General features: G+C 45.1%; 16 protein-coding genes. 2 read left to right on the forward strand and 14 right to left on the reverse strand.

What is annotated here, in order from left to right; translation table 11 throughout:
* Positions 1 to 11 precede the first annotated feature (11 nt).
* The 4 genes from EO93_RS17570 to larE form a co-directional block, all read right to left on the reverse strand.
* Positions 12 to 170: a hypothetical protein gene (locus tag EO93_RS17570; RefSeq protein WP_156161312.1), complete on the reverse strand. Its 159-nt coding sequence runs from the start codon at positions 168 to 170 to the stop codon at positions 12 to 14.
* 383 nt (positions 171 to 553) lie between these two features.
* Positions 554 to 1,102, reverse strand: coding sequence for a DUF531 domain-containing protein (locus EO93_RS12150; RefSeq protein ID WP_082107647.1), 549 nt, complete (start codon positions 1,100 to 1,102; stop codon positions 554 to 556).
* Positions 1,103 to 1,153: 51 nt separating this feature from the next.
* Positions 1,154 to 1,657, reverse strand: coding sequence for a GNAT family N-acetyltransferase (locus EO93_RS12155; RefSeq protein WP_235284243.1), 504 nt, complete (start codon positions 1,655 to 1,657; stop codon positions 1,154 to 1,156).
* 89 nt (positions 1,658 to 1,746) lie between these two features.
* Positions 1,747 to 2,592: an ATP-dependent sacrificial sulfur transferase LarE gene (gene larE, locus EO93_RS12160; RefSeq protein ID WP_048162884.1), complete on the reverse strand. Its 846-nt coding sequence runs from the start codon at positions 2,590 to 2,592 to the stop codon at positions 1,747 to 1,749.
* 296 nt (positions 2,593 to 2,888) lie between these two features.
* Here larE and glmM point away from each other — a divergent pair, with 296 nt between their 5' ends.
* Positions 2,889 to 4,235 carry a phosphoglucosamine mutase gene (gene glmM, locus EO93_RS12165; protein ID WP_048135352.1) on the forward strand — a complete coding sequence of 449 codons (1,347 nt, stop codon included), beginning with the start codon at positions 2,889 to 2,891 and terminating at the stop codon, positions 4,233 to 4,235.
* Positions 4,236 to 4,967: 732 nt separating this feature from the next.
* Here the strand turns inward: glmM and EO93_RS12170 are convergent.
* The 7 genes from EO93_RS12170 to acnA all read right to left on the reverse strand — a co-directional run bounded on the left by EO93_RS12170 (position 4,968) and on the right by acnA (position 15,194).
* Positions 4,968 to 6,092 (reverse strand): TIGR04013 family B12-binding domain/radical SAM domain-containing protein, encoded by a 1,125-nt coding sequence (locus tag EO93_RS12170; RefSeq protein WP_048135350.1) that lies wholly within the window; start codon positions 6,090 to 6,092, stop codon positions 4,968 to 4,970.
* Between the two features lie 66 nt (positions 6,093 to 6,158).
* A complete protein-coding gene (locus EO93_RS12175; RefSeq protein WP_048135348.1) occupies positions 6,159 to 7,277 on the reverse strand; it encodes a site-2 protease family protein in 1,119 nt (372 codons plus the stop codon).
* A 131-nt stretch (positions 7,278 to 7,408) separates the two neighbouring features.
* On the reverse strand, positions 7,409 to 7,840 hold the full coding sequence (locus EO93_RS12180; RefSeq protein ID WP_048135346.1) for a DUF126 domain-containing protein: 432 nt from the start codon (positions 7,838 to 7,840) through the stop codon (positions 7,409 to 7,411).
* Positions 7,827 to 9,032: an aconitase X gene (locus tag EO93_RS12185; protein ID WP_048135344.1), complete on the reverse strand. Its 1,206-nt coding sequence runs from the start codon at positions 9,030 to 9,032 to the stop codon at positions 7,827 to 7,829. Before EO93_RS12185 ends, EO93_RS12180 begins: the two co-directional genes overlap by 14 nt.
* 281 nt (positions 9,033 to 9,313) lie before the next feature.
* Entirely contained in the window at positions 9,314 to 10,579 is a 1,266-nt protein-coding gene (locus EO93_RS12190; RefSeq protein WP_048162732.1) for a UbiD family decarboxylase, read from the reverse strand.
* Between the two features lie 324 nt (positions 10,580 to 10,903).
* On the reverse strand, positions 10,904 to 11,971 hold the full coding sequence (locus tag EO93_RS12195; protein ID WP_048135340.1) for a citrate/2-methylcitrate synthase: 1,068 nt from the start codon (positions 11,969 to 11,971) through the stop codon (positions 10,904 to 10,906).
* Between the two features lie 415 nt (positions 11,972 to 12,386).
* Positions 12,387 to 15,194, reverse strand: coding sequence for an aconitate hydratase AcnA (gene acnA / locus EO93_RS12200; protein WP_048162733.1), 2,808 nt, complete (start codon positions 15,192 to 15,194; stop codon positions 12,387 to 12,389).
* A 1,127-nt stretch (positions 15,195 to 16,321) separates the two neighbouring features.
* Here acnA and EO93_RS12205 point away from each other — a divergent pair.
* On the forward strand, positions 16,322 to 17,104 hold the full coding sequence (locus EO93_RS12205; RefSeq protein WP_235284244.1) for a hypothetical protein: 783 nt from the start codon (positions 16,322 to 16,324) through the stop codon (positions 17,102 to 17,104).
* 88 nt (positions 17,105 to 17,192) lie between these two features.
* On the opposite strand, the gene EO93_RS12210 is transcribed toward EO93_RS12205, so the two are convergent.
* The 3 genes from EO93_RS12210 to EO93_RS17575 are packed head-to-tail and all read right to left on the reverse strand — an operon-like array spanning position 17,193 to position 20,725.
* Positions 17,193 to 18,935: a VWA domain-containing protein gene (locus tag EO93_RS12210; protein ID WP_048162734.1), complete on the reverse strand. Its 1,743-nt coding sequence runs from the start codon at positions 18,933 to 18,935 to the stop codon at positions 17,193 to 17,195.
* 44 nt (positions 18,936 to 18,979) lie between these two features.
* Positions 18,980 to 20,491, reverse strand: coding sequence for an AAA family ATPase (locus EO93_RS12215; RefSeq protein ID WP_048162735.1), 1,512 nt, complete (start codon positions 20,489 to 20,491; stop codon positions 18,980 to 18,982).
* Between the two features lie 39 nt (positions 20,492 to 20,530).
* Entirely contained in the window at positions 20,531 to 20,725 is a 195-nt protein-coding gene (locus EO93_RS17575; protein WP_156161313.1) for a hypothetical protein, read from the reverse strand.
* Positions 20,726 to 20,738: the final 13 nt, after the last annotated feature.

The raw sequence follows: 20,738 nt of genomic DNA on the forward strand, positions 1-20,738 counted from the left end.
GCTTATGCAGGTTATTTACCCTGCACGCCGCCTATCATAAAGCGGTAAAGGTCTAATTCATCTGAGTCAAGGCTATCTGTACAGCCTTTTACTACAGTGTGGTAACCGTTTTTATGGTTTTTGTATCTATATTCACTTCTCTTACTGTCTTCTTGATTCGTTTCACTCATAAATTTTCCTCCTGTCTCTTCAATGCTTGCGCTTATCTCAGGGCTAAAATTTTGTTCCTTCCGGATGCAAGCTTCCAGGTTAAGGTAAATCTTCCAGTATTCCTGAATAAAACCCCCTCCTGAATGGATTCAAGCTCCGCGCTTCTGAATATCAGCCCTTTTAATGCAGGTTAGAATTCCAGTTCTTTCGGCTCTAAACCCCACGGCAGCGCAGCAAGTGTCGTTCTTACCCACAACATACTATTAATTGTAATTCGTAATATATATCTATTCCGGAATTTTTTTAGATTGCTTTGAAATTTTTTTTTAGATCACTCAAATTTCAGAGCGGCTGCTCCAGCGATGATTTTTATCCCCCCTACTCCGGAATTTAAACCCAAAGATTACTTCTTTGTTTCCAGGTTTTCCATTAGCCCTGAGAGATGGGCAGGTATAGCCCCTATTGCAGTGCACGTCTCAAGGGAAAGTCCTTTAGAGGTAATATCAAGATGGTATTTCCCTCTCTCTAAGAGTTCCTTTGGAAGTCCCTTATGCCCGAGGCCCACAAGAAATAGAAATGAACGGTTGCGTAACGCTTCTTCAGCGATTCTTACCGGCATAACCTGTTTTTTTGGGTCTGGCTTTGAAGTGGTAATAACTATCTCTCCAAAGTGAGAAGGAAAGCCTTTCTTTGGAAGATCGGACACTGAAAGGTGGTTTTTTTCGTAAAGGACCCTGAGATAACTTCCCGATTCTCCTATAGTGGTTTTATCCATTACGAATGCGACCAGCTCTTCTGCGGTCATTTTGAATGGGAAATCATAAAGGGCAAGGTGGAACCCAAAAGCATGGCAGATTGGTGCGGCTCTGGCAATTGCCCGGTAATGCGCATCGAGAACTTTGATCTTGTCGTAGGTATTGACGATTCCAAGGGTGAGCATAAGCTGCTTCATTGTGCTTTTTTGTAAAATAATGTTTCGTTAACCTTTATCAGGTCTGTTTCTTCAGGGAACTCGAAAATACCTCATGGCGTGCTGTGCACACTTCTCAAAAAGTTCGCACTTTCTGCAGTCTTCCCAGAGAAGTAATTTTTCTGCGTCCTGCAGTTTTATAAAACCAAGCTTTTCAAAAAAGCCCGGAGCAGTCGTCCGTACATATAATTCACAGGCAGAGGTTCCAGGAGGCTCCGGGAAATCAATAGTATTTATCAGGTACTCCATAAGCCTGGTTCCGATTCCTTTTCCCCGAAGGTTTGGATGCACGGCAATGGAGTGGAGCTCCAGAAAAGTCTTCTCATTTGATGTGTCCCTGATAAGGGCAGCACATCCAACCACCTTTCCTTCTTTTTCAGCCAGCACAAAGTCCTCGGGCTCAAGCTCTTCCATATCCAGAAAATAAGTGGATAGGAGCCTCTGGATTGCAAGCAGGTCTTTTTTTTCGGCTTTTCGGATTAAAATTTCTGTCATATTTCTTCCGCTGGCATTCTTTTTATGGTCAATCAGGCTCATCTGGTCAATCTATCTATTTCGATATTTATTCTTTTTTGAGCTCATTCTCTTTCTGTTTCATTTTCCTTCTGTTTCATTCTCTTTCTGTTTCATTCTTCTTCTTTTTCTTCTTTTTCTTCAGTTTTTTTCCGCATGTGGGGTTCATCCATACTCCCTGAACGGAAGCCCCCAAGGTCAAGGGTTACATAGTCAAAACCAAGAGCTTTAAGATGCCTGGATATTTTTTCTTTTTTGCGGAATGCGTCCTCAAACTCCTTGCCAGTAACCTCTATCCTGGCAAGGTTGGAATGCATCCTTACCCTGAATTGTGTGAAACCCAGAGATAATAGATAATCTTCGGCTTTTTCTATTTTCTCAAGAGCTTCGGTGGTAATAGGTTGTCCGTAAGCAATACGTGTGGCAAGGCAAGCTGCAGACGGTCTGTTGGCTGCGGAAAGGGAGAGATTCGTGGCAATCTCCCTTATCTCTTCTTTTGTAATGTTAAACTCCACAAAGGGGGACAAAATCTTTTCACCTGCTTCCTCAATTGCTCTGTACCCAGGACGGTTTTCCCCTTTTATTTCAGAAGCATTTGTCCCTTCAAGCACGACATTATATCCGGCTTTCTCCGCGAACTCCACCAGGGTTTCAAGAAGGGCTTTTTTACAGAAGTAGCACCTGTTAATTGTATTTGCGGAAAAATAGGGCACGCTGGTAAGGGAGAACGGGAGGATTTTATGCTGAATACCTATTTCACAGGCTGTCTGGGCAGCTGTTTCGAGCTGCTGCCGGGGAAAAAGTGGAGAATCTATAGTTACGGCAAGGGCTTTTTCCCCAAGTACCTCAAATGCAAGGGCTGCAAGAGTTGAACTGTCCACTCCCCCTGAAAATGCAATGACTGCACTTTCTCTGGCTCTTATAGCCTCTCTTATCATCTCGATCTTTGCAATGTCCATTAATAACGAGTTTTCAGCTAATAAGATATATGTATTTTCCAGCCCAATAGCCAGTTGCCTTACGGCAGCCATAGTAAAGGGATATGGTGTGCTTAATCGGTGTTTTTTCCTGAGTTAGATATCTTGAAATGACACCATTTCAAAAGCTGCTTGCTTTACTTCAAAAATGCTTCAATCTCTCTGTACCGAAACTTTGTTTTCCTATCAGGGCTCTGGTTACAATAATAAATCTAATTAGAACCTAATTTCCTTATAATAGTATAATTTTGACGTAAATGATAAGATGGAGATCTTAGATGGAATTATTCGGAACTAATGGTGTGCGTGGTATTGCCAATGAATATGTAACCCCCGAACTGGCAGTCAATTTAGCCAAAAGTCTTGGAACATACATGGGCTCAAAAGGTACGGTTGCAATAGGTTGCGATACCCGGATTTCGGGCCAGATGCTGAAATCTGCAGCAATTGCCGGAGCTCTTGCAACAGGCCTGAGTGTGATTGATGTCGGGATTGTCCCTACCCCCTCCATTCAATACTATGTGCGCGACTATGCGGATGCCGGGATCGTTATTACGGCATCTCACAACCCCAGGGAATACAATGGAATCAAGCTGATTGCAGGAGACGGCTCAGAGTTCCCGAGGGACGGGGAAAGGGAAATTGAAAAAATTTATTTTTCAGGCAAATTCTCAACGGTCTCCTGGGAAAAAACGGGAAATTTCAGGGCTGATCCTTCAGTTAATGATTATTATATAAAAAGTATAATCCGTGCAGTTGATGCCGAAACCATACGCAGCCGGAAATTTAAGGTAGTTGTGGATATGGGCTGCGGGGCAGGTTCCCTTACTCTTCCTTTCCTGCTCAGGGACCTTGGCTGTGAGGTACTTACTCTTGGGGCTCAGCCTGACGGGACTTTTCCATGGAGAAATCCCGAACCCACGCCTGAAGTCCTGACTGAACTTTCGGACCTTGTTAAAAAGACAGGTGCAGCCTTCGGGGCAGCGCATGACGGGGATGCGGACAGAATCGTCTTTATGGATGAAAACGGGGAATTCGTAAATGAAGAAGTTCTGCTTGCCATGATGGCGAAATATATGCTTGAGCGTGAAAAAGGGCCTATAGTTACTCCGGTCAGTTCTTCCCAGCGCATGGCTGATGTCGCAAAGGAAGAAGGGGTTGAACTTCACTGGACCGCGGTAGGTTCAATCAATGTTGCCCGAAAGATGATGGACGTAGGTGCCGTTTTCGGAGGAGAAGGCAATGGAGGCCTTATTTTCCCCAAACACCAGTACTGCCGGGATGGAGCAATGGCATGTGCCAAAATCCTTGAGATCCTTGCCGGGGGAAAAAAGTTTACTGAGTTAACTAAAAGCGTGCCTGTGTACTTCAATGCAAAGACCAAAACTCCTTCTAAGGATGTTATGGGCACTATGGGGAGAATTATGGAGGAAACTTCAAACCTGGGACTCATAACAGATACCATTGATGGGGTCAAGATCTGGTATGACGATGGTTGGGTCCTTATACGTCCTTCGGGTACCGAACCAATTTTCCGGGTCTTTGCCGAGGCAAAAAAGCAGGAGAGGGCAGAAGAATTAATGCAGGCAGGGCTGGAAATGGTCTTAAAGGCAGAAAAGGCCTGAAAAGTAATTTTAGCCAGCAGTATCTTTTCGGAATGCAGGCGAGGCTCAAGTTGAATTGAGCCTTGATCTTCCCCTCTTAATTTTACCGTCTCTGACCTGAAGCCGGAGCCAAAAAAGATGAACTGGTTATGAGTTTCTAATAGAATTTTAGTTTTCCATTTAGTGGAATTAGTGATTTGTGATCAGCTTTTGTATAAACTTCATTTCTGTAAATTGCTCTTCTGGAAAACATACTTCTACATATTTTGTTTTTATGATCCACATTTGCCCTATTATTATTTATTATGCATTAATTTAAAATAAGTAACAACAAATTATAAATACATTGAGGCATTTCTTACATACGGGAATAAAAACAAAATTTATCTCCATGCCATAAATGTGTTAGTATGAGAGCCTCCTAATCTGAAAAACATACGCCTCCTAAATCGTAAAAAAGTATCAGAAGGTTCTAAATAACCTGCTAAGATAAATGACACAACAATACAAGATCGATAAGCATATCTCAAAATGAGAACTAAATACGGGATCAACAGACATCCTTTAAAATATACGAGCCATTAAAGCTAAGAAATCAGTAAAGTAACAGGATCAAAAACAAAGGTCTCCTTGTGCGATTTAATTCAAAAACAGCCTGTTAAATCAAAACGCAGGATCGGGGTTTAAAAGCCGGAACCGGAATTAATGCCGGCTTTCCTTTACCCTTTTCTCCTTCTTTTTTTAGGTTTTCTTTCAGGTCTTCCTGTATTTTTCCCAGTAACCTGTTAGTTTTCCCCCATAGGCAAGTTTTCCAAGCTCCCGCCTTACATGGTCGCTCACTTTCGAGGGGACTGCTGATGCGTACGGAGTGTCCGGAAGTGGGCTCAGGTAATGGGCCCTAACAGTCCCACCTTTTCCGCAGATCCAGCTGACGAGGTCAAGGCTTTTTTCCTGATCTTCTTCGGTTTCGGTGGGAAGCCCGAAAATGAAATCAACTGCCGGGATAATCTCATGTTCCAGGCAGCACTCAACAGCTGAAATTGTGTCATCAACTGTATGCCCTCTCCTTATTTCTTTAAGGACGCGGTCACTTCCGGACTGAGCACCAAGGCTAAGGCTGTCGTTTGCACAGTATTTTCTCACAAGTTCGGCAGATTCTTCGGTCACGAACTCAGGGCGGACCTCGGAGGGGAAAGTTCCGAAAAAGATTTTCTTATCGGGAAGTTCATGCAGGGCAGAGAGCAGTTTTTCTACCTTATCGAACCTCGGGTGAACTCCATCGCTTCCGTAAGCGAAAGCATTTGAAGCTATGAAACGGAGGTCTTTATAGTGCTGTGCATTCTTCAGGATGCAATCAATGCTCCTGTGCCTGACCTCCCTTCCAAAAAGCCTGGGAGTCTGGCAGTACTTACAGCCCCAGGGGCATCCGCGGCTGATTTCAATGGGGGAGCGAAGTTTTTTCGGGTCAAAACAGGGATATGCATCCAGGTTCACATGAGGCCTTTCAGGAGTTCTGATGATCTTACCGGTATCTGAGTTTTTGTAAGCAATTCCCTTTACCTCTCCCGGATCTCTCCCTTCCTTCAGAACCTTTACAAGTTCCGGAAGCGTTTCTTCACCTTCGCCAATCACCACGTAATCAAAATACTCAAGTGTCTCTTCGGGGGATCCGGAAGGGTGAGCCCCTCCTGCAATGAAGATTGAGTCAGTCCCTGCATTTTCAACTTCACTGAATATCTTCGCTGCCTGACGTGTGGTTAAACTATAGATCATGATCCCGTTCAGGGGAATGTCAGTAAATCCGGCTTCAGGAAGTAAAGGTGAAAGAACTGCAAAGCTGTAAGAGTTCTTTTTGCTATACCGGAAATGCACGTCCATTATTTTTTTTCTCCTTTTTTCAGTGCTTTTTTCAGGTGTCGGTTCTCTTCAGATTTTCCAGTCTTTTCAGGTTATGGGGTTAAAAGGAATAAGGGTAAAGCAAAGCAGCCCAAGGATAAAGGTAATTATTCCTATAAGGATACGCTTTTTATCCAGCTTCACTTTATCCTGAAGAGGGGATGGATGCCCGGCCGCTGCAAAAGCCCATAGAAAGAGAGCCCAGAATATCCAGATAAACCCGTCTCCCTTTAACCCGTAAACCACATAAAAACCTGTCAGGAAAAGGATACGAGGCATCATCGAAGAGACCCTATCCGCTTTTTTGCCGAGCATTGCCCTGAGCACGTGCCCTCCGTCAAGCTGCCCTGCCGGAAGGAGATTTAGAAGGGTTACAAACATCCCCACCCAGCCTGCAAAAGCCACGGGGTGCAGGTTACTCCCTGTAACACCGACAAGCTTCTGGATCATTACAAAAAGAGGTGGGAGGCCAAGCTCGAACATCAGGGCATCGGGCAACGGTTTGACTGTAGGCGCATTAAGATGTAACCCTATTATGGTGACTGCAATCGAAACCAGAAGCCCAACCAGAGGCCCTGCAATCCCAACATCAAAGAGAACTTTCCGGTTAGGAATAGGTCCCCTGTAACGGATTACCGCTCCCATCGTGCCTATGAAAGTCGGAAACGGAATAAAGTAAGGGAGGGACGTTTTCATCCCATGGTACCTTGCCATTGCATAATGAGCCATCTCATGAGAGCCGAGAACAGCCATTATTGCAAAGGTGAAGGGCAAACCCTGGAAAACCTGCAAGGGATCGCTCCAGAGGTCAACCCCGAACATCCAGGCCCCACAGAGCATAGTTGTAAACACTGTTGCTATGAAAAGTACGAGGTTTACCCAGACTTTTTCCTTTGTCTTCTTTACAGGAGCGACAATAAGAACGTGCTCCCCAAGCTCGTACTTCAGGGTACCTCCAAGTCCTCGCTGTTCGAGGGGAGCCCAGAGTTCTCCCATTACATTTTCGGCATCCGTTTTAGGGGTACCGAAGAAATAGAAAATCTCTCCGGACTTCTGGATTTCATATACATCAAATACCCTGATTATGGAAGGGTATATGCGTGAAATCATCTCTTCAGTCTCTGACTTACCATTGCCTTTTCTCTGGTCTTCTCGTCCCTGTTTCATTTTTAGTTTCACGTCTTTGAAGCTTGAGGTTTTTAGCGTTTACATTTAAGCAATTTTCACGTTTTAAGCTTAAACGGCACGGTATGCAGGTTTAAAGTTTGATTTGCATCATTAATGTTTACTTTGCATCATTATTTTTTCTTACTGTCTTCAGGTTTTATAAATTCGATATATCCCTCACTACCGTTTACCCGGACAATGTCTCCATCGTTTAAATACTCGTATGGGTTTTTTTCCAGCATATCAACTAAAGGAATTTCAGATATAATTGCTCCTACCGCTACAATCGGTTCGGTTTCCAGATTGATAATCGCTACCGGTCCAGCCTCATTTTTCTTCAGCTGGTACATTACATAGGAGCCAACAGTCGATCCCTTCCCATGGGGAAAAACAAGGACCTTCCCTTTGATTGATTTTCCTGCGAGAGAGTGTTTTTCTTCGACAACAATTCCTGTTTTAGGGTCCACACTGCCAAGGAAGGATATGGGGTCTCTGGAAAGCAAAACTTCCCCTTCTGCACATCCCCTGGAAATTGTCCGGCCTTTGAGTTTAATAGGAACCACCTGCCTTTTTTCCCTTTCTTCCGGTTGCCTCCTCGATGCAGGCTTCCATATTCCCGTATACACTTTCAGCCCCGCACATCCCGGGCACGTAGGCAAAGGCTTTTCCAGAATTCACCATGACGCAGGAGTAGGTGTTGGTTGCCGGAGAGACTACCATACAGGTATCGCAAACAACCTTAGCCCCACTTCCCTCAATGGTCCGGATATAATCCGGATAACGTTTTGCAAGTTCCCGCGAGGTAAAGATCCAGGTTTCCTTTGAAACGGTTTTTCCTTTCAGGAGTTCAGCCGCTTTCTTAAGTTCGGCTGCAGAGCAGTGAGGGCAGCCGATAGTAATCAGGTCCGGCTCTTTTCCAGCTCTTTCTCTGCTCTCATAAACTTCATCCAGCTGGCTTCTCTCTATAATTATTTTTTCTTCCGGCTCTTCAAAGCCCAGCCTTTGGGCTTCAGGGGTCACTCCTTCCACGTGATAAAGAGCCACTGCTCCGGATGCCGCCATTGCAGCTCCAAGGGCTTTAAGTTCATCCTTTTCCGGAGTATCCTTTAGACGAAAAATAGGTACCCGGTTCCCAATGATTTTGCCTGCTACATATCCAAGTGCTCCATAATCCGATTCTTTAAGCGGGCACTCCACCCTGATCGAGACTTCAGGAACGCGGTTTTCCTCAAGATGGAGCCCATAGTTTGCCGTTTTTCCCAGAAGAGCTGCCGAAAGGGCGGATGGTCCTCCTTCCCTGTTTGTCCGGGCTCCTATTACGGAGTTCGCATAAGAGATGGCTGAGGATTCACTCCACGCCAGGTGGTCGCCGTAGCCTGCTGAAAAGCCTTCGAGGTTATAAGGAGTGCAGGTACATTCACAACGGATTCCAAGCTTTTTGTAAGCCTGAATAATCGCCTTCTGCTTTTCTGCAAATTCAGGAGAAATTCTCAGCCTTTCCCAGTTTTCCAGGTCCATTCCAGCAGGGTTCAGGATTGCGGGAACCTTTACCTGTCCTTCAAGGTCTGAGATCCATTCAAGTCCGGCATCACCTATAGTTTTATAAGAGACCCCTGCAATCTGGGCGCTTTTGATGGGGATCAACCCGTCAGCACTATAGATGTCCCCGAGAGCTACAAGAATCTCAATTGCTTTCCTGAGAGTCTCTCCTGCTTCTCCGTTCAGGATTTGTTCTTCTTCTTTTGTAAGGTACATGAAAATTCCCTCTTTAGCTGCCAGATAGTAAATGCAGGGTGAAAAAATATTGAGGCAGGTATAATTATGGCACTTATAATTTATTAAAGCAAATACAGAACATTGAAACGAGTATAATACATTAAGGCAAGTACAGAATATTAAGACGAGTATAAAATATTAGGATGAGTATAAAATATTAGGATGAGTATAAAATATTAAGGCAAGGCGAGGGGTTTTTTTATACCCCGGGCTGCAGTCCTTTTAAGTTTACCTGCCTGTTAAAAGCTCCATATCAATCATTATTCCGGAATCACTGCCCTTTCGAAGTTCTCTTTTTCAATAAGAACCTTTGTAGCATCGATTCCCACTTTCGTAGTAGTCCCGTCAGGAGCTCCTCTGGGATCAAGGGAACTTCCGCGGACATTAGGAATAATCATAATATCCATATCCCCTTTTACCCTTGTAGCAATTGCAAACTCGACATCATTAGGGTCAAAGATATTTATGTCCTCATCCACGACCACTACATGCTTGAGGCTTGTGTGAGCTGCAAAGGCTGCCATAATAGCGTTTTTCCCGTCTCCTTCAGTCTGTTTTTCGATCTGCACAACTGCATGAAGGTAACAGCATCCTCCTTCTGTCAACACCACGTTTTTGACGGTTGTAACTTCCCCTACAGCCCTGTATATCCTTGGCTCGTAAGGCACGCCCATCATCAGGAGGTGTTCGGGACCAGCCGGCAGAATTCCATGATAGATCGGGTCTTTTCTGTGGATAACGCGGGTGATACGGATTACAGGTTCTTTCCTTACCACATCGTATGTTCCGGTAATGTCCACAAATGGGCCTTCATCAACTTTTTCTACAGGGTCAATGTACCCTTCGAGCACGATCTCGGAGTGCGGTACTTTTATCCCGTTTGAGCACTCAAAAAGTTCTACCGGAGCTCCCCGCAGGGCGGCTGCATATTCAAATTCTTTTCCTACAGGGACCCTTGTAGAGGTTGCGTAAATAATCGTAGGGTCGCAGCCGATAACAATTGCAACAGGCAGAGTTTCGCCTTTTTCGATGGCTTTTTTGTGCAGGAGGTAGGTATGCCTCGGGGGGACAAGGCGGGCTGCTAGTTTGTCTTTTCCCACAAGCATAAGGCGGTGGATCGAAGCATTCATAACGCCTCCGTATTCGGAAACTATAATTCCTGCAGTTATGTAGGGGGCTCCGTCTTTTTCAAAATGGGTAAGGATAGGAAGTTTTGTGAGGTCAACCTCATTTTTTATGACCTCAAGGGTAGGAGACTCCGAAACTATCTGTACTTCGCCTTCCGGAGAAACTTCCGCAAGCTTTCTTATAATTTCTTCTTTAGGAACCCCTAGCATGGAAGCAAGTTCGTCCCTGGACCCAAGAAGGTTCATAATAACCTTTGAGCCTGAAATGTCGTGGAAAAGAACCGGAGCTTTTGTTTTTTTTGCAATTCTTGAAGCTTCGAATCTCGGGGAAACGGGCTGAGGAACTTCTACAAGTTTCCCGTTTTCTTTTAACCGGTCTATGAAATCTCTATAACTCATGGGTATCTGGATATCAAAAAGCTGTCAGATGATAAAAAGATTATCCGGTTCCAGGGCTTAATAGCTTCATGCCCTGTTACCGATATCAATGGTTTAATATACTTAAAATATGACGAAAAAGGGCTTTTGCCGCTGAAAATCCTGTTTTCTCTTGAATCAGTATTCTGTTTATGAACCTGTTTTGCCTGAAAACCCAGTTTTATTTCTGGTTCTCATTTCCGATTTGTCAGATCTCGTTTTACTGATCTGACTCTTATTCTTCTGCCTCTTCTATCTCTTTCATTCCTGCCAGTTTTCAGGCATAACCAGGTTTTTTCTGAGATTTTAACATTCGTCGAGCATGAAAGCTCTTGGCCTTATGATCTTTTTCTTCTCATACTGGTCAAAGCAATGGGCTATCCAGCCTGAGACTCTCCCGATTGCAAAGATCGAGGTTGCAAGCTGCGGGGGGATTTCCATATATTTATAGATGACTCCGGAATAGAAATCAACGTTAGGATAAATTGGCTTCCCTCTTTTTTCCACAAGCTCGCGGACAACAGTATTTTCGATTGCTTCGGCTGTCGCGTACCAGTGCATATCCCCTTTGGATTCAGCCAGTTTCCTTGAGAGCTGTTTGAATATTGTGCCCCTGGGGTCATATGTCTTGTACACTCTGTGCCCGAAGCCCATTATTTTGTCTCTCTTTTCAATTTTCTCAAGGACAAATTTCTCTGCATTTTCAGGGCTGGCAACGTCTTCAAGCATATTCATAACCTCTGCCCTTGCTCCTCCATGAAGGGGACCTTTAAGTGTGCAGAGCCCTGAAACAACTGCTGAATAGAGGTCGGACAGGGTTGAAGCTGTAACTCTGGATGAGAAGGTGGAAGCATTCAACTCATGCTCGGCACTGAGAATAAAGTCTTTTTCCATGACTTCAGCTTCCAGGGGGTCTGGCTTGCTTCCTTTTATCATGTACAGGAAATTGGCTCCGTGAGAGAGGGAGGGGTCAGGGGGCACAGGTTCCTTTCCATTTGACACTCTATAATATGCAGCAACAATGGTTGGGACTATGGCAATTAGCCGTATGGCTTTTCTCATATTTCCTTCAGGAGAGCTGTCATTCAGGTTCGGATCGAATTGAGATATGAAAGAAATGACTGTGCGCAGCACTTCCATAGCATCGATATTGAAATTGCACATGCGGATAATGTCCATTACCTCCCTGTTAATTTCACGCTCCGCATGCAGGCGGGCTGAGTACTCGGCAAGTTCCTGTTCTCCAGGGAGCTCTCCCCGGATTAGCAGATAGGAAACTGCATCATAAGGAAGTTCGACCAGTTCGTTGATGTCTACTTCCCTGTATTTCAGAACGCCCTCCAGCCCGTCTATGAAACATATATTTTTACTCATTTTCTACCTCACAGTTATGCCTCGAGGATTTTCAAAAAACTTTGAAATTGGGGAATCCTCTGATTATACGTGAAAGATTTAACACGAAGGACCTTTTGGGTCCAAAAATAGGGTGACAATGCAATTGTATTATCATCGAATAAGTATATTAAATTTGTTGAAATTGTAAATTTAAATCGTTTTAAATATATTTTCCTATGTTAAAACTCCCGCCTCCTCAATCTCTTCACTTATTTTAAGTATGGGGTCTAATATTTTTCGTAATGTATCCCTCTTCAAAATACCTATTTGAGCTAAAATAACCCCGTATCTAATAAGGATAAAAAGAAAGGTTCCGGAAAAAAGAAGACACCTTATTAAGGCCAGCGGAACCTTTTAAAAAAATATTCTTGTGCTATTCTGGATAAGTGACCTCTTATTTTTTCTTCACTGAATCCCGCAGGAACTTATGCAAAATTCCGCCGTTCCTGTAGTACTCTATCTCCACAGCAGAGTCCAGCCTCAATGCTACCTTGAACTCTGTTTCTCCTCCGTTATCGTCCTTTGCCCTTACGATAAGCTCTCCGTGGGGTTCCATTTTCTCAATGCCAAGGATATCGTAGCTTTCCTTTCCTGTGAGGCCAAGGGTATCTGCGTTTTCTCCGTCTTTAAATTGCAGGGGAAGAACTCCCATGCCCACGAGGTTGCTTCTGTGGATGCGCTCAAAGGACTCGGCAATAACTGCCTTTACCCCAAGGAGGAATGTTCCTTTTGCTGCCCAGTCGCGGGAACTGCCTGTCCCGTACTCTTTTCCTGCGAGTACAATCAGGGGGATATCGTTTTCCGCATAAAGCAGAGCGGCATCATAGATCGGGATTCCCTCGCAGGCTTCAGGCGGGAAATCTTCCCCTTTGAGGTGAGAGACAGTCCAGCCTCCTTCCCTGCTTACAAGCCTGTTCCTGAGCCGGATGTTCGCGAAAGTCCCGCGCATCATTACTTCATGGTTGCCCCGGCGCGAGCCGTAGGAATTGAAATCTTTCCGGTCTACACCCCAGGATATCAGGTATCTGCCTGCCGGGCCGTCTGCCGGGATATCTCCTGCCGGGGAGATGTGGTCTGTAGTGATGCTGTCCCCGAAAAGAGCGAGAACCCTGGCATTTTGTATATCTCCCGGCAGAGGCAAAGTAAGCGGGAAATCCACAAAATAGGGCGGTTCCTGAATGTAGGTGGATGTCGGGCTCCAGGCATAGAGGGTACCCTCAGGCACATCCAGCTCTTTCCAGAGGCTTGCGCCTTCCAGAACACCTGAGTACTCTTTTTTGAACATCGAAGGCGTTACGCTGGTCTTTTCGGTCTCCCTGATCTCTTCGTTTCCAGGCCAGATATCTCTTAGATAAACAGGGAGCCCGTTCGGGTCATAAGCAAGGGGATCAGTTTCGAAGTTTATGTTCACCGTACCCGCGATTGCATATGCAACAACAAGCGGAGGGGATGCAAGGTAGTTTGCTTTTACAAGCGGATTGATTCTGCCTTCAAAGTTCCTGTTTCCACTGAGTACGGCTGCAACTGTAAGGTCTTTTTCTCCAATTTCTTTTGCAACATGTTCGGGCAGAGGCCCGCTGTTCCCTATACAGGTCGTACAGCCATACCCGACCTGGTGGAAACCCAGAGCTTCCAGATAGGGCAGAAGGCCTGCGGCTCCAAGGTACTCAGTAGCCACTCTTGAGCCCGGAGACAGGCTTGTTTTCACAAAAGGTTTAACCTTCAGGCCCCTTTCAACAGCCTTTTTTGCGAGCAGCCCGGCTCCTATGAGCACCGATGGATTGGAGGTATTGGTACAGGAAGTAATAGACGCGATCACTACGGAACCATGTGTGACCCTGAAGTTTCTCTCATGGGAGTCAACCTTTTTTGCCTCTTCCATGCCGAATGCTTCGGATTCTTCTACAGGCGCTCCTCCTTCTCCCAGCCAGCGCAGATAGGCAGAGTCTCTGGCAAGCTCAACGCCTCCTTCCTTCTTTCTTATAAAGGTCTGCCTCATTGTTTCACGGAAATTTTCAGAGACCTCGTTCAGGAAGAGCTGGTCTTGCGGGCGTTTTGGTCCTGCGAGGCAGGGCTTTACAGTACCCATATCAAGATCGAGAGTGCTGCTGAAAAGAGGTTCAGGTTTGTGGATAGAGTAAAGAAGGTCCTGTGCTTCCAGGTACTTTTTCACAAGGTCAACCTGCTCGTCGCTCCTGCCTGTTCTCTTCAGGTAATTTAAGGTCTCCACGTCAGGCGGGAAAATCCCGAGAGTTGCCCCGTATTCCGGAGCCATATTTGAAATCGTTGCCCTGTCAGGGAGGCTTAAGGAAGCCAGGCCGGGCCCGTAGAATTCGACAAATTTGCCGACTACGCCGTGCTTTCTTAACATTTTGGTGATCGTAAGAACGAGATCTGTGGCGGTAACTCCGGGTCCCGGTTTTCCATAGAGTTTGAAGCCCACAACTTCAGGAACGGGCATATAGTAAGGCTGCCCGAGCATTACAGCTTCGGCTTCTATGCCGCCTACTCCCCAGCCGAGCACGCCTATCCCATTGATCATTGTGGTATGGGAGTCAGTCCCGACAAGGGTGTCAGGGAACGCAAATAACTCGCCTTCCTTCTCTTTCAGGTGCACGAGTGGGGTCAGGTACTCAAGGTTTACCTGGTGGATGATCCCTCTTCCGGGGGGCACGACCCTGAAATTGTCAAAGGCTTTCTGTGCCCAGCGGAGGACGGTATAACGCTCCCCGTTGCGTTCAAACTCTTTTTTCTCATTTTTCTCAAGGGCATATGCGGTCCCGTAGGAATCCACCTGAACCGAGTGGTCAATGACCAGATCAGCAGGAATTACAGGGTTGATTTTAGCCGGGTCTCCTCCAAGGCGCTCCATTGCCGAGCGGAGGGCTGCCAGGTCAACTACCGCAGGAACACCTGTGAAGTCCTGCATGATTACCCTTGAAGGAATAAACGGAATGTCCCTTTCGTTTATATTTTCAGGGCTCCAGCGGGCAAGGGCCTCTACATCTTCTGCAGTTATTATCTGCTTTTCAGTATCCGCATGCCGGAGCAGGGATTCCAGCAGGATCCGTATAGAGTAGGGGAGCAGGGAAATCCCTTCAAAGCCCTTTTCTTCCAGTTTGCCCAATCTGTAAATCGTAGCTTTTCCGGCAGTTGTTTCGATGCTATCTCTTACCCCAAAGGGGTCCAGACCTTCTCTCATTGTATTTTCTACCTCCGGCAAAAATATGAAGTAAAGATAATTATGGATTAAAGATAATTGTGGATTAAAGATAATCATGGATTAAAGATAATCGTGAATAATGTTCTCTCATTAACTCTTTATCTTATGAAACTTCCTCTCTTTTATCCCTGAGACTATTTTATTCCTTCGGGCTTGTTATCTTCCTGTTTTTGGAGGCCGGAAGTTTATCACCCCTTCCCCCACCTGATGTCCGGTTCTCGGCATTCTATTTCAATTATATATTCAGGATATCTTTTCCAGCGCTCCTTCGTTTTCAAGCACGTGCAGAACAAAAGGCAAGTTTTAAAGACAAATTTTAAAGACAAGTTTTTTTCTTATTTTTCCTGGAATTATGCTCAATTTATTTATATGCTATTCAATAATTCCCAATTTAATTATATGCTATCCAATATTATATGTTATCATCTATAATAATGATTGACCGTTTCAGCTTTCAAAAACTTGTCCGTCAGGGTTCTGGGATATGAAGGTCCGGAATTATGTACCCCCTCATACTGTTGTAGCGGGGGCAGGGGTGAGAAGGGCAGGAAGGGGATTGAAATCCAGGCAGAGATATATTAAAAAGTTTCTTCAAAATCCCTGAAATAGCCTGTTCTGTATTTTCAGGAGCTGGTCAACAGATTCCGGGCTTTCACAGCGTCCTGACTCTCTGATGAAGAGGGAAATGAATCTGAAAAAGAATGGGGACCCTTTATAATCGGGGGCATCAAAAAAAGAACGGGCGCCTTTTATAAGGGAATACCCCAAAAAAGAATGAATGGGGGCTGTTTATTATCAGTCGAATACCCCGCTAGCTTGCTGCGGGGTGCGCCAGCGCAACTTTGATTAAAGGAAAAAGCCCGTTTTATCCTTTTTCAATGTTGCTTTTTTTCTCAATACGACGTTTCGTTACTATCAGCGGTTAGGTATGACAGTTCAGGGTTTGCAATATTCCGCAATCTTCCGGCACGATAATTCGGGTTTAGCAGCAATGTGAACAGAAAAAGATATTAAACCCCGGCATGAAACCTGTTTATGTAATTACGAACCATATGTGTGGTAAATATGATACTGAAACCACTTCAGGCTATGAATGGTTTTGGTAGATGTTAGGTAATTCTTTCTTCATATCAGGCATGGATGTGATTTTCTTGCTCAATAACAAACAGGACATATTCAGGAGATTCTCAAGCTCCGGCTGCAGGCTCAGGAAAACCCCGGGGTCCGGGAAGGATTCCTTACGCGACTCTTTCATAGGGTTCTGTCCTGTAATTGACGCCGACTTTGTCGAGGTCCGCGAAGACCCTGCCTCCATCGAAGACGATTCTGTAGAAGCTGATTCTGCTGGACTGGACTCCGAACTGATTGAAAATCTCAGAGAATACCTTAGAACGAGATCTAAGGAGGAAATCACTGAAATCTTTGAAGAAATTCACAAAATCCTGGAAAGCAGGACTTCCGAAGGCAGATTTTCTAAAGACCCAATGGGGGAGTCGTCTGCTTCTGAAAAAGTGCGGATGAAGGATCTCCCGGGAAGAGCTTTCAGGACATTTACGAAAACTGCCTCCTTCGGAAAGGACCGGGTAATAAAAATTTCAAAAACCGTTTCTTCAAAAGCCTCAACAATAGCTTTCGAGGGGAAGGAGTCAGTAAAGGTCTCTTCGAAAAAACTCAATGACAGGTGGAGTAATCTAAGTCCCGGCGACCGCAAAATGATTTCTGAGGTTCTGATCACAGTGATCGAGATCGGGCTGCTCAGGAATTCCACCAAAGGCAGAAAGGCGGCATTTGTTGTTTTGTCAAGCATCTATAGGCATCAACCGCCAGGTAAGAAAGATCTGGAGGAGTTCATAGACGAGGTAAGCAGGCGTTTTAAGCGCAGACATTAATTGTACATCTGCCCCTTTTTATAATGAAGCTGGAGATCTCGGAAATTCCGATCTGTATGGAAATTATCCTTTCAATTTACCCAACCAGTTAAAACATCCTCATAGGTCTGCTGATTGCTTTTATAAATCTTGCAGGACTTTCCTCAACCTGCCAGGTTCCGGCATCAGGAATAATATAGGTATGGTCTGAGACCTGGTCCAGCCCTCCTGCATCATAGTTTCCTATTATCAGGGAAAAGATGCGGGCTTTTCTTTTGGCTTTTATTTCATTCCATTCCCGGATAAGGGGTTTTTCTGAGAGTTCGGAGGCACCATCGGTCAGGAATAGGAGGTCTGCTCCCTGAAAGGTTTTCTCCTCTTTTACTGCTTTGAGCCCTGCTCGAAGAGCTGTGTTGAAGTCCGTGCCGCCCCCAAAAGTATACTTGAGAAACTCCAGTAACTCTTTGCCCATGCGTTTTTTATCCGTAAGCTCGATTTCAACTGTCTGCCATTTCGATGAAAACAGAATTACTTTTACATCCCTGTTTTCTCTTAACATCCTCCTCGCAATTGCCAGGACCACGGCTTTTGCAAGAATCTCGGGGGCTCCCCGCATGGAAGCAGAGGTATCAACCAGGGCGACAACAGGTCCTTTTCTCTTTTTTCCTGCAGAGTTCGAGTTCCAGTTTTTCCCTCTGAGCTGGTATGTAAGGAGCTTTTCTTCGAGCATATCCGCATAGAACTTGAGCTTCAGGACCGGGTTTTTGAGTTTTACGGCTTCTATCGGAAGCAGGGTCTGGATTTCACCTGAAAAGGTAATTGAGTGCACTTCACTTTTGCTGTGCGGCGACAATTGCAGTTTCTTTGAGCCGTACTCAAGCTCAATTCTGCCAACCTGTTCGAGAATCTCATTCAGGTCATAACTTTTCCTGAGGATTGCCGCATACTTTTCAAGGTTTTCAAAGTACTCCCTGTGCAGAGCCTGTAAGGAGTAGTCCCACATTCTTCCCGGAAAGAGCATGGAGAGGATCTCAAGCATTTCTAAGTGGTCCTCGAGGGCAGGGATAAGCTCCTCAAGCTTTGCAGCTATCTTTTCTCCTATTACAGAGTCAACCACTTCTCCAGCCTTTTCGCTGAACATGAATTCCCGGGTAATTGAGGCAAGTCTTTCCGACGCCGCCTTGTTTTCAGGCTCCTGATCCTGGTTATCCTCTGACCGGTTTCCAGCATTTCTAAGATAATTTCCCTTATTATCTTCTGTTCCCTGGTTATTCTTGCCTTCTCTCTTTCTGTCCTGCCATTCGTTCGCATTTCTCTGCCAGTCAGAGTATTTAGGGCTTTCAGCCCTTTCCAGCCTGCTCCTTTCCCATACAGCCTGAGTTTCACTGATCAGCTCTTTCAGGGCTTTCAGACTTTTTTCCAGTCCTTTCTGGGATTTCCTGAACAAATCCGGTTCTACTTTTTTGTAATCATCAAGAAGCGTAAAAAGTTCTTCCAGCAGACTTTTCAGGATAAAAATCCCTGCCATCCGGTTGGTTCCTGCAAGGATTTTTATTTCTTCCCATGCCTGCTGGTTTCTCATGCTAAGGAAGATCGGATAAAAAACCCCGAATTTTTCCATAAAGCGTTTTTCGTCCTTTATTTCGTAGTCTTTTTCTGAGAGGAGTTCATAAATAAGTACCTCTGCAATCTCTTCTCTGAGCCCGTGAGGCACTTTTCGGGGAGTTGCCAGGAATTCCCGTAGTTCAATATTCAATATCGTAGAGGGGTTAAACGCCTGATCAAAAGATAATGCCCGTTTTGATCCGGAAAGATCTTCGAAATCTCTTCTCGAGCTTTTCAGGTTCTGCATATTTTTTGTTTCCTGCCTTTTTCGGGTTTTCAGGAACCACCTTTTCAGGCGACTTCTGCTTTTTCGAGTTCTACATCGAATATTTTCGGTTTTTCTAGCAGGGTCCGGATTTCGTTCAGATGGCTTGCAATCTCGTAAATATCCGTGTTTTTTGAGCGGTATTTCATCAGGATTTCCTTGCTGTCCTGTCCGGAAACCCAGATGTTTTCCCTGAGGGTTTCCTCAAGGGCTTTTTCTTCTTCCTGCACCTGCTTTCTAAAGTAGTTCAGCCTTTCCTCAAGGTTTTCGTACTCTTTTTCGTAGAGTTTCTTGTCTCCGTAGTCCAGGCTGAGCTTGAACTCAAAACCGTTCCTCCGGCGGAACTGCTCTGCCACGGCTTCGAAGCTCAGCGCCCCGTTAATGTTGCTGTACTCAAGCCCGAAACTGTAGGTGTGGGTCGGAAATTCGGTATGGTGTTTTAAAAAATCAAGGGCATTATTGAATGTGAGACTCTTCGGGGCTTTCGCCCCCGTAAACCTGGAAGTCCTCATGCCGCCGGTCGTCTTTTTCTCTTCTTCAAAGCACTTATTACAGGACACAGGGTCCGGAAGTTCCTGCTGCAGGCAGATGTAAACAGAATTTCTAAGGTCAAGCACATTCTGTTTGAGCTTTCCGGTATCAGTGCCTCCGTAGACAACTCTATCCAGGATAAGTTTCCTGATAGTTTCCTTCTGTTCGGGGAGGTCCCAGAGCATGTGCTGGAGCAGGACAACAGTCATCCTGTTTACGCTTGTGTGCCCGTTTACGGCTGAAGCGACCCTGAGCACATTTATAATCTTCTTCCAGCGCCTGTCCGAAACGAAGATATTGGAATTCTTAAGCTCTCTTCTCAGCCCTCTTATAATTGCCCGGACCTCAGGGTCTACACTCATATCCCTTGCTTTTTTCCGGATCTCCCTTATATCGTCAATCGAGAGTTTCGTTGAAGGCAGGAAGTCCTCCGTATTTTCGAAAATGAGGTCCTCAAGGTTTTCTTCATGCTGAATATAGTCCACACTATACCTGAAAAGGAACCTGTCGTAAAGGGCTTCAAGGCTTTCGTCTTCTTCGGGCAGTTCGTTGGAAGCCCCAAATACGGAAAAGAGAGGGACATCCATGACCTCCTTGCCGTTATGGTATTTCCTCTCGTTCAGAACTGTCAGAAGGCTGTTTAAGATAGAGCTGTTCGCCTTGAATATTTCGTCAAGAAGGGCGATATGTGCAGTTGGCAGGTAGCCTTCTACCCTCCGGCTGAATTCGTCCTTCTCAAGCGCCTTTAGAGAAAGTGGTCCAAATACTTCTTCCGGAGTGGAAAAACGAGTAAGGAGATAATGGAAAAAGTTCCCTCCTTCGATAGTTTCGCAGATTTTGTTTGCAAGCAGGGTTTTTGCAGTTCCCGGAGGGCCCAGCAAAAGAATGTGTTCTCCCGAGAGCAGGGCAAGAAGAGAACCGTTGATTTCAGCATCTCGTTCTTTAAAGTAGCCAGAGAATTCCTGTTTAATATTGAGGATATTATTTTTCAAATCCCGAACTTTCATAAATTTCAAAACCTTTATAAATATCTCTTTTCCAGCATCTCATCTGTAAGCCTGTAAAAGGGCTTTGCAATAATAAGCAGCAGTACCCGGGTCCAGTAATCTTAAAAATGATCTAACTATTTTTATGGGCCTTGCCTTAATTAATTTTTCCAAAACAAATTCTGATTCGTAACCCCTGGTATGCCTGCGGGTTATCCCCCTCTTTGCAGTGATATATCTTTTTGCCTTAAACACTGGAATCTGAAGT

This window comes from Methanosarcina sp. 1.H.A.2.2 (assembly GCF_000979975.1).
In the GTDB taxonomy this organism is placed as follows: Archaea; Halobacteriota; Methanosarcinia; order Methanosarcinales; family Methanosarcinaceae; genus Methanosarcina.

What these genes read in the sequence shown, in the direction of transcription:
- EO93_RS12170 (WP_048135350.1), bottom strand. Translation starts at nt 6,092, where the DNA reads ATGGACGTGCATTTCCGGTATAGCAAAAAGAACTCTTACAGCTTTGCA.
- glmM (WP_048135352.1), top strand. Translation starts at nt 2,889, where the DNA reads ATGGAATTATTCGGAACTAATGGTGTGCGTGGTATTGCCAATGAATAT.
- EO93_RS12190 (WP_048162732.1), bottom strand. Translation starts at nt 10,579, where the DNA reads ATGAGTTATAGAGATTTCATAGACCGGTTAAAAGAAAACGGGAAACTT.
- EO93_RS17570 (WP_156161312.1), bottom strand. Translation starts at nt 170, where the DNA reads ATGAGTGAAACGAATCAAGAAGACAGTAAGAGAAGTGAATATAGATAC.
- EO93_RS12150 (WP_082107647.1), bottom strand. Translation starts at nt 1,102, where the DNA reads ATGAAGCAGCTTATGCTCACCCTTGGAATCGTCAATACCTACGACAAG.
- EO93_RS12175 (WP_048135348.1), bottom strand. Translation starts at nt 7,277, where the DNA reads ATGAAACAGGGACGAGAAGACCAGAGAAAAGGCAATGGTAAGTCAGAG.
- EO93_RS12185 (WP_048135344.1), bottom strand. Translation starts at nt 9,032, where the DNA reads ATGTACCTTACAAAAGAAGAAGAACAAATCCTGAACGGAGAAGCAGGA.
- larE (WP_048162884.1), bottom strand. Translation starts at nt 2,592, where the DNA reads ATGGACATTGCAAAGATCGAGATGATAAGAGAGGCTATAAGAGCCAGA.
- EO93_RS12155 (WP_235284243.1), bottom strand. Translation starts at nt 1,657, where the DNA reads ATGAGCCTGATTGACCATAAAAAGAATGCCAGCGGAAGAAATATGACA.
- EO93_RS12210 (WP_048162734.1), bottom strand. Translation starts at nt 18,935, where the DNA reads ATGCAGAACCTGAAAAGCTCGAGAAGAGATTTCGAAGATCTTTCCGGA.
- EO93_RS12215 (WP_048162735.1), bottom strand. Translation starts at nt 20,491, where the DNA reads ATGAAAGTTCGGGATTTGAAAAATAATATCCTCAATATTAAACAGGAA.
- EO93_RS12195 (WP_048135340.1), bottom strand. Translation starts at nt 11,971, where the DNA reads ATGAGTAAAAATATATGTTTCATAGACGGGCTGGAGGGCGTTCTGAAA.
- EO93_RS12205 (WP_235284244.1), top strand. Translation starts at nt 16,322, where the DNA reads ATGTTAGGTAATTCTTTCTTCATATCAGGCATGGATGTGATTTTCTTG.
- acnA (WP_048162733.1), bottom strand. Translation starts at nt 15,194, where the DNA reads ATGAGAGAAGGTCTGGACCCCTTTGGGGTAAGAGATAGCATCGAAACA.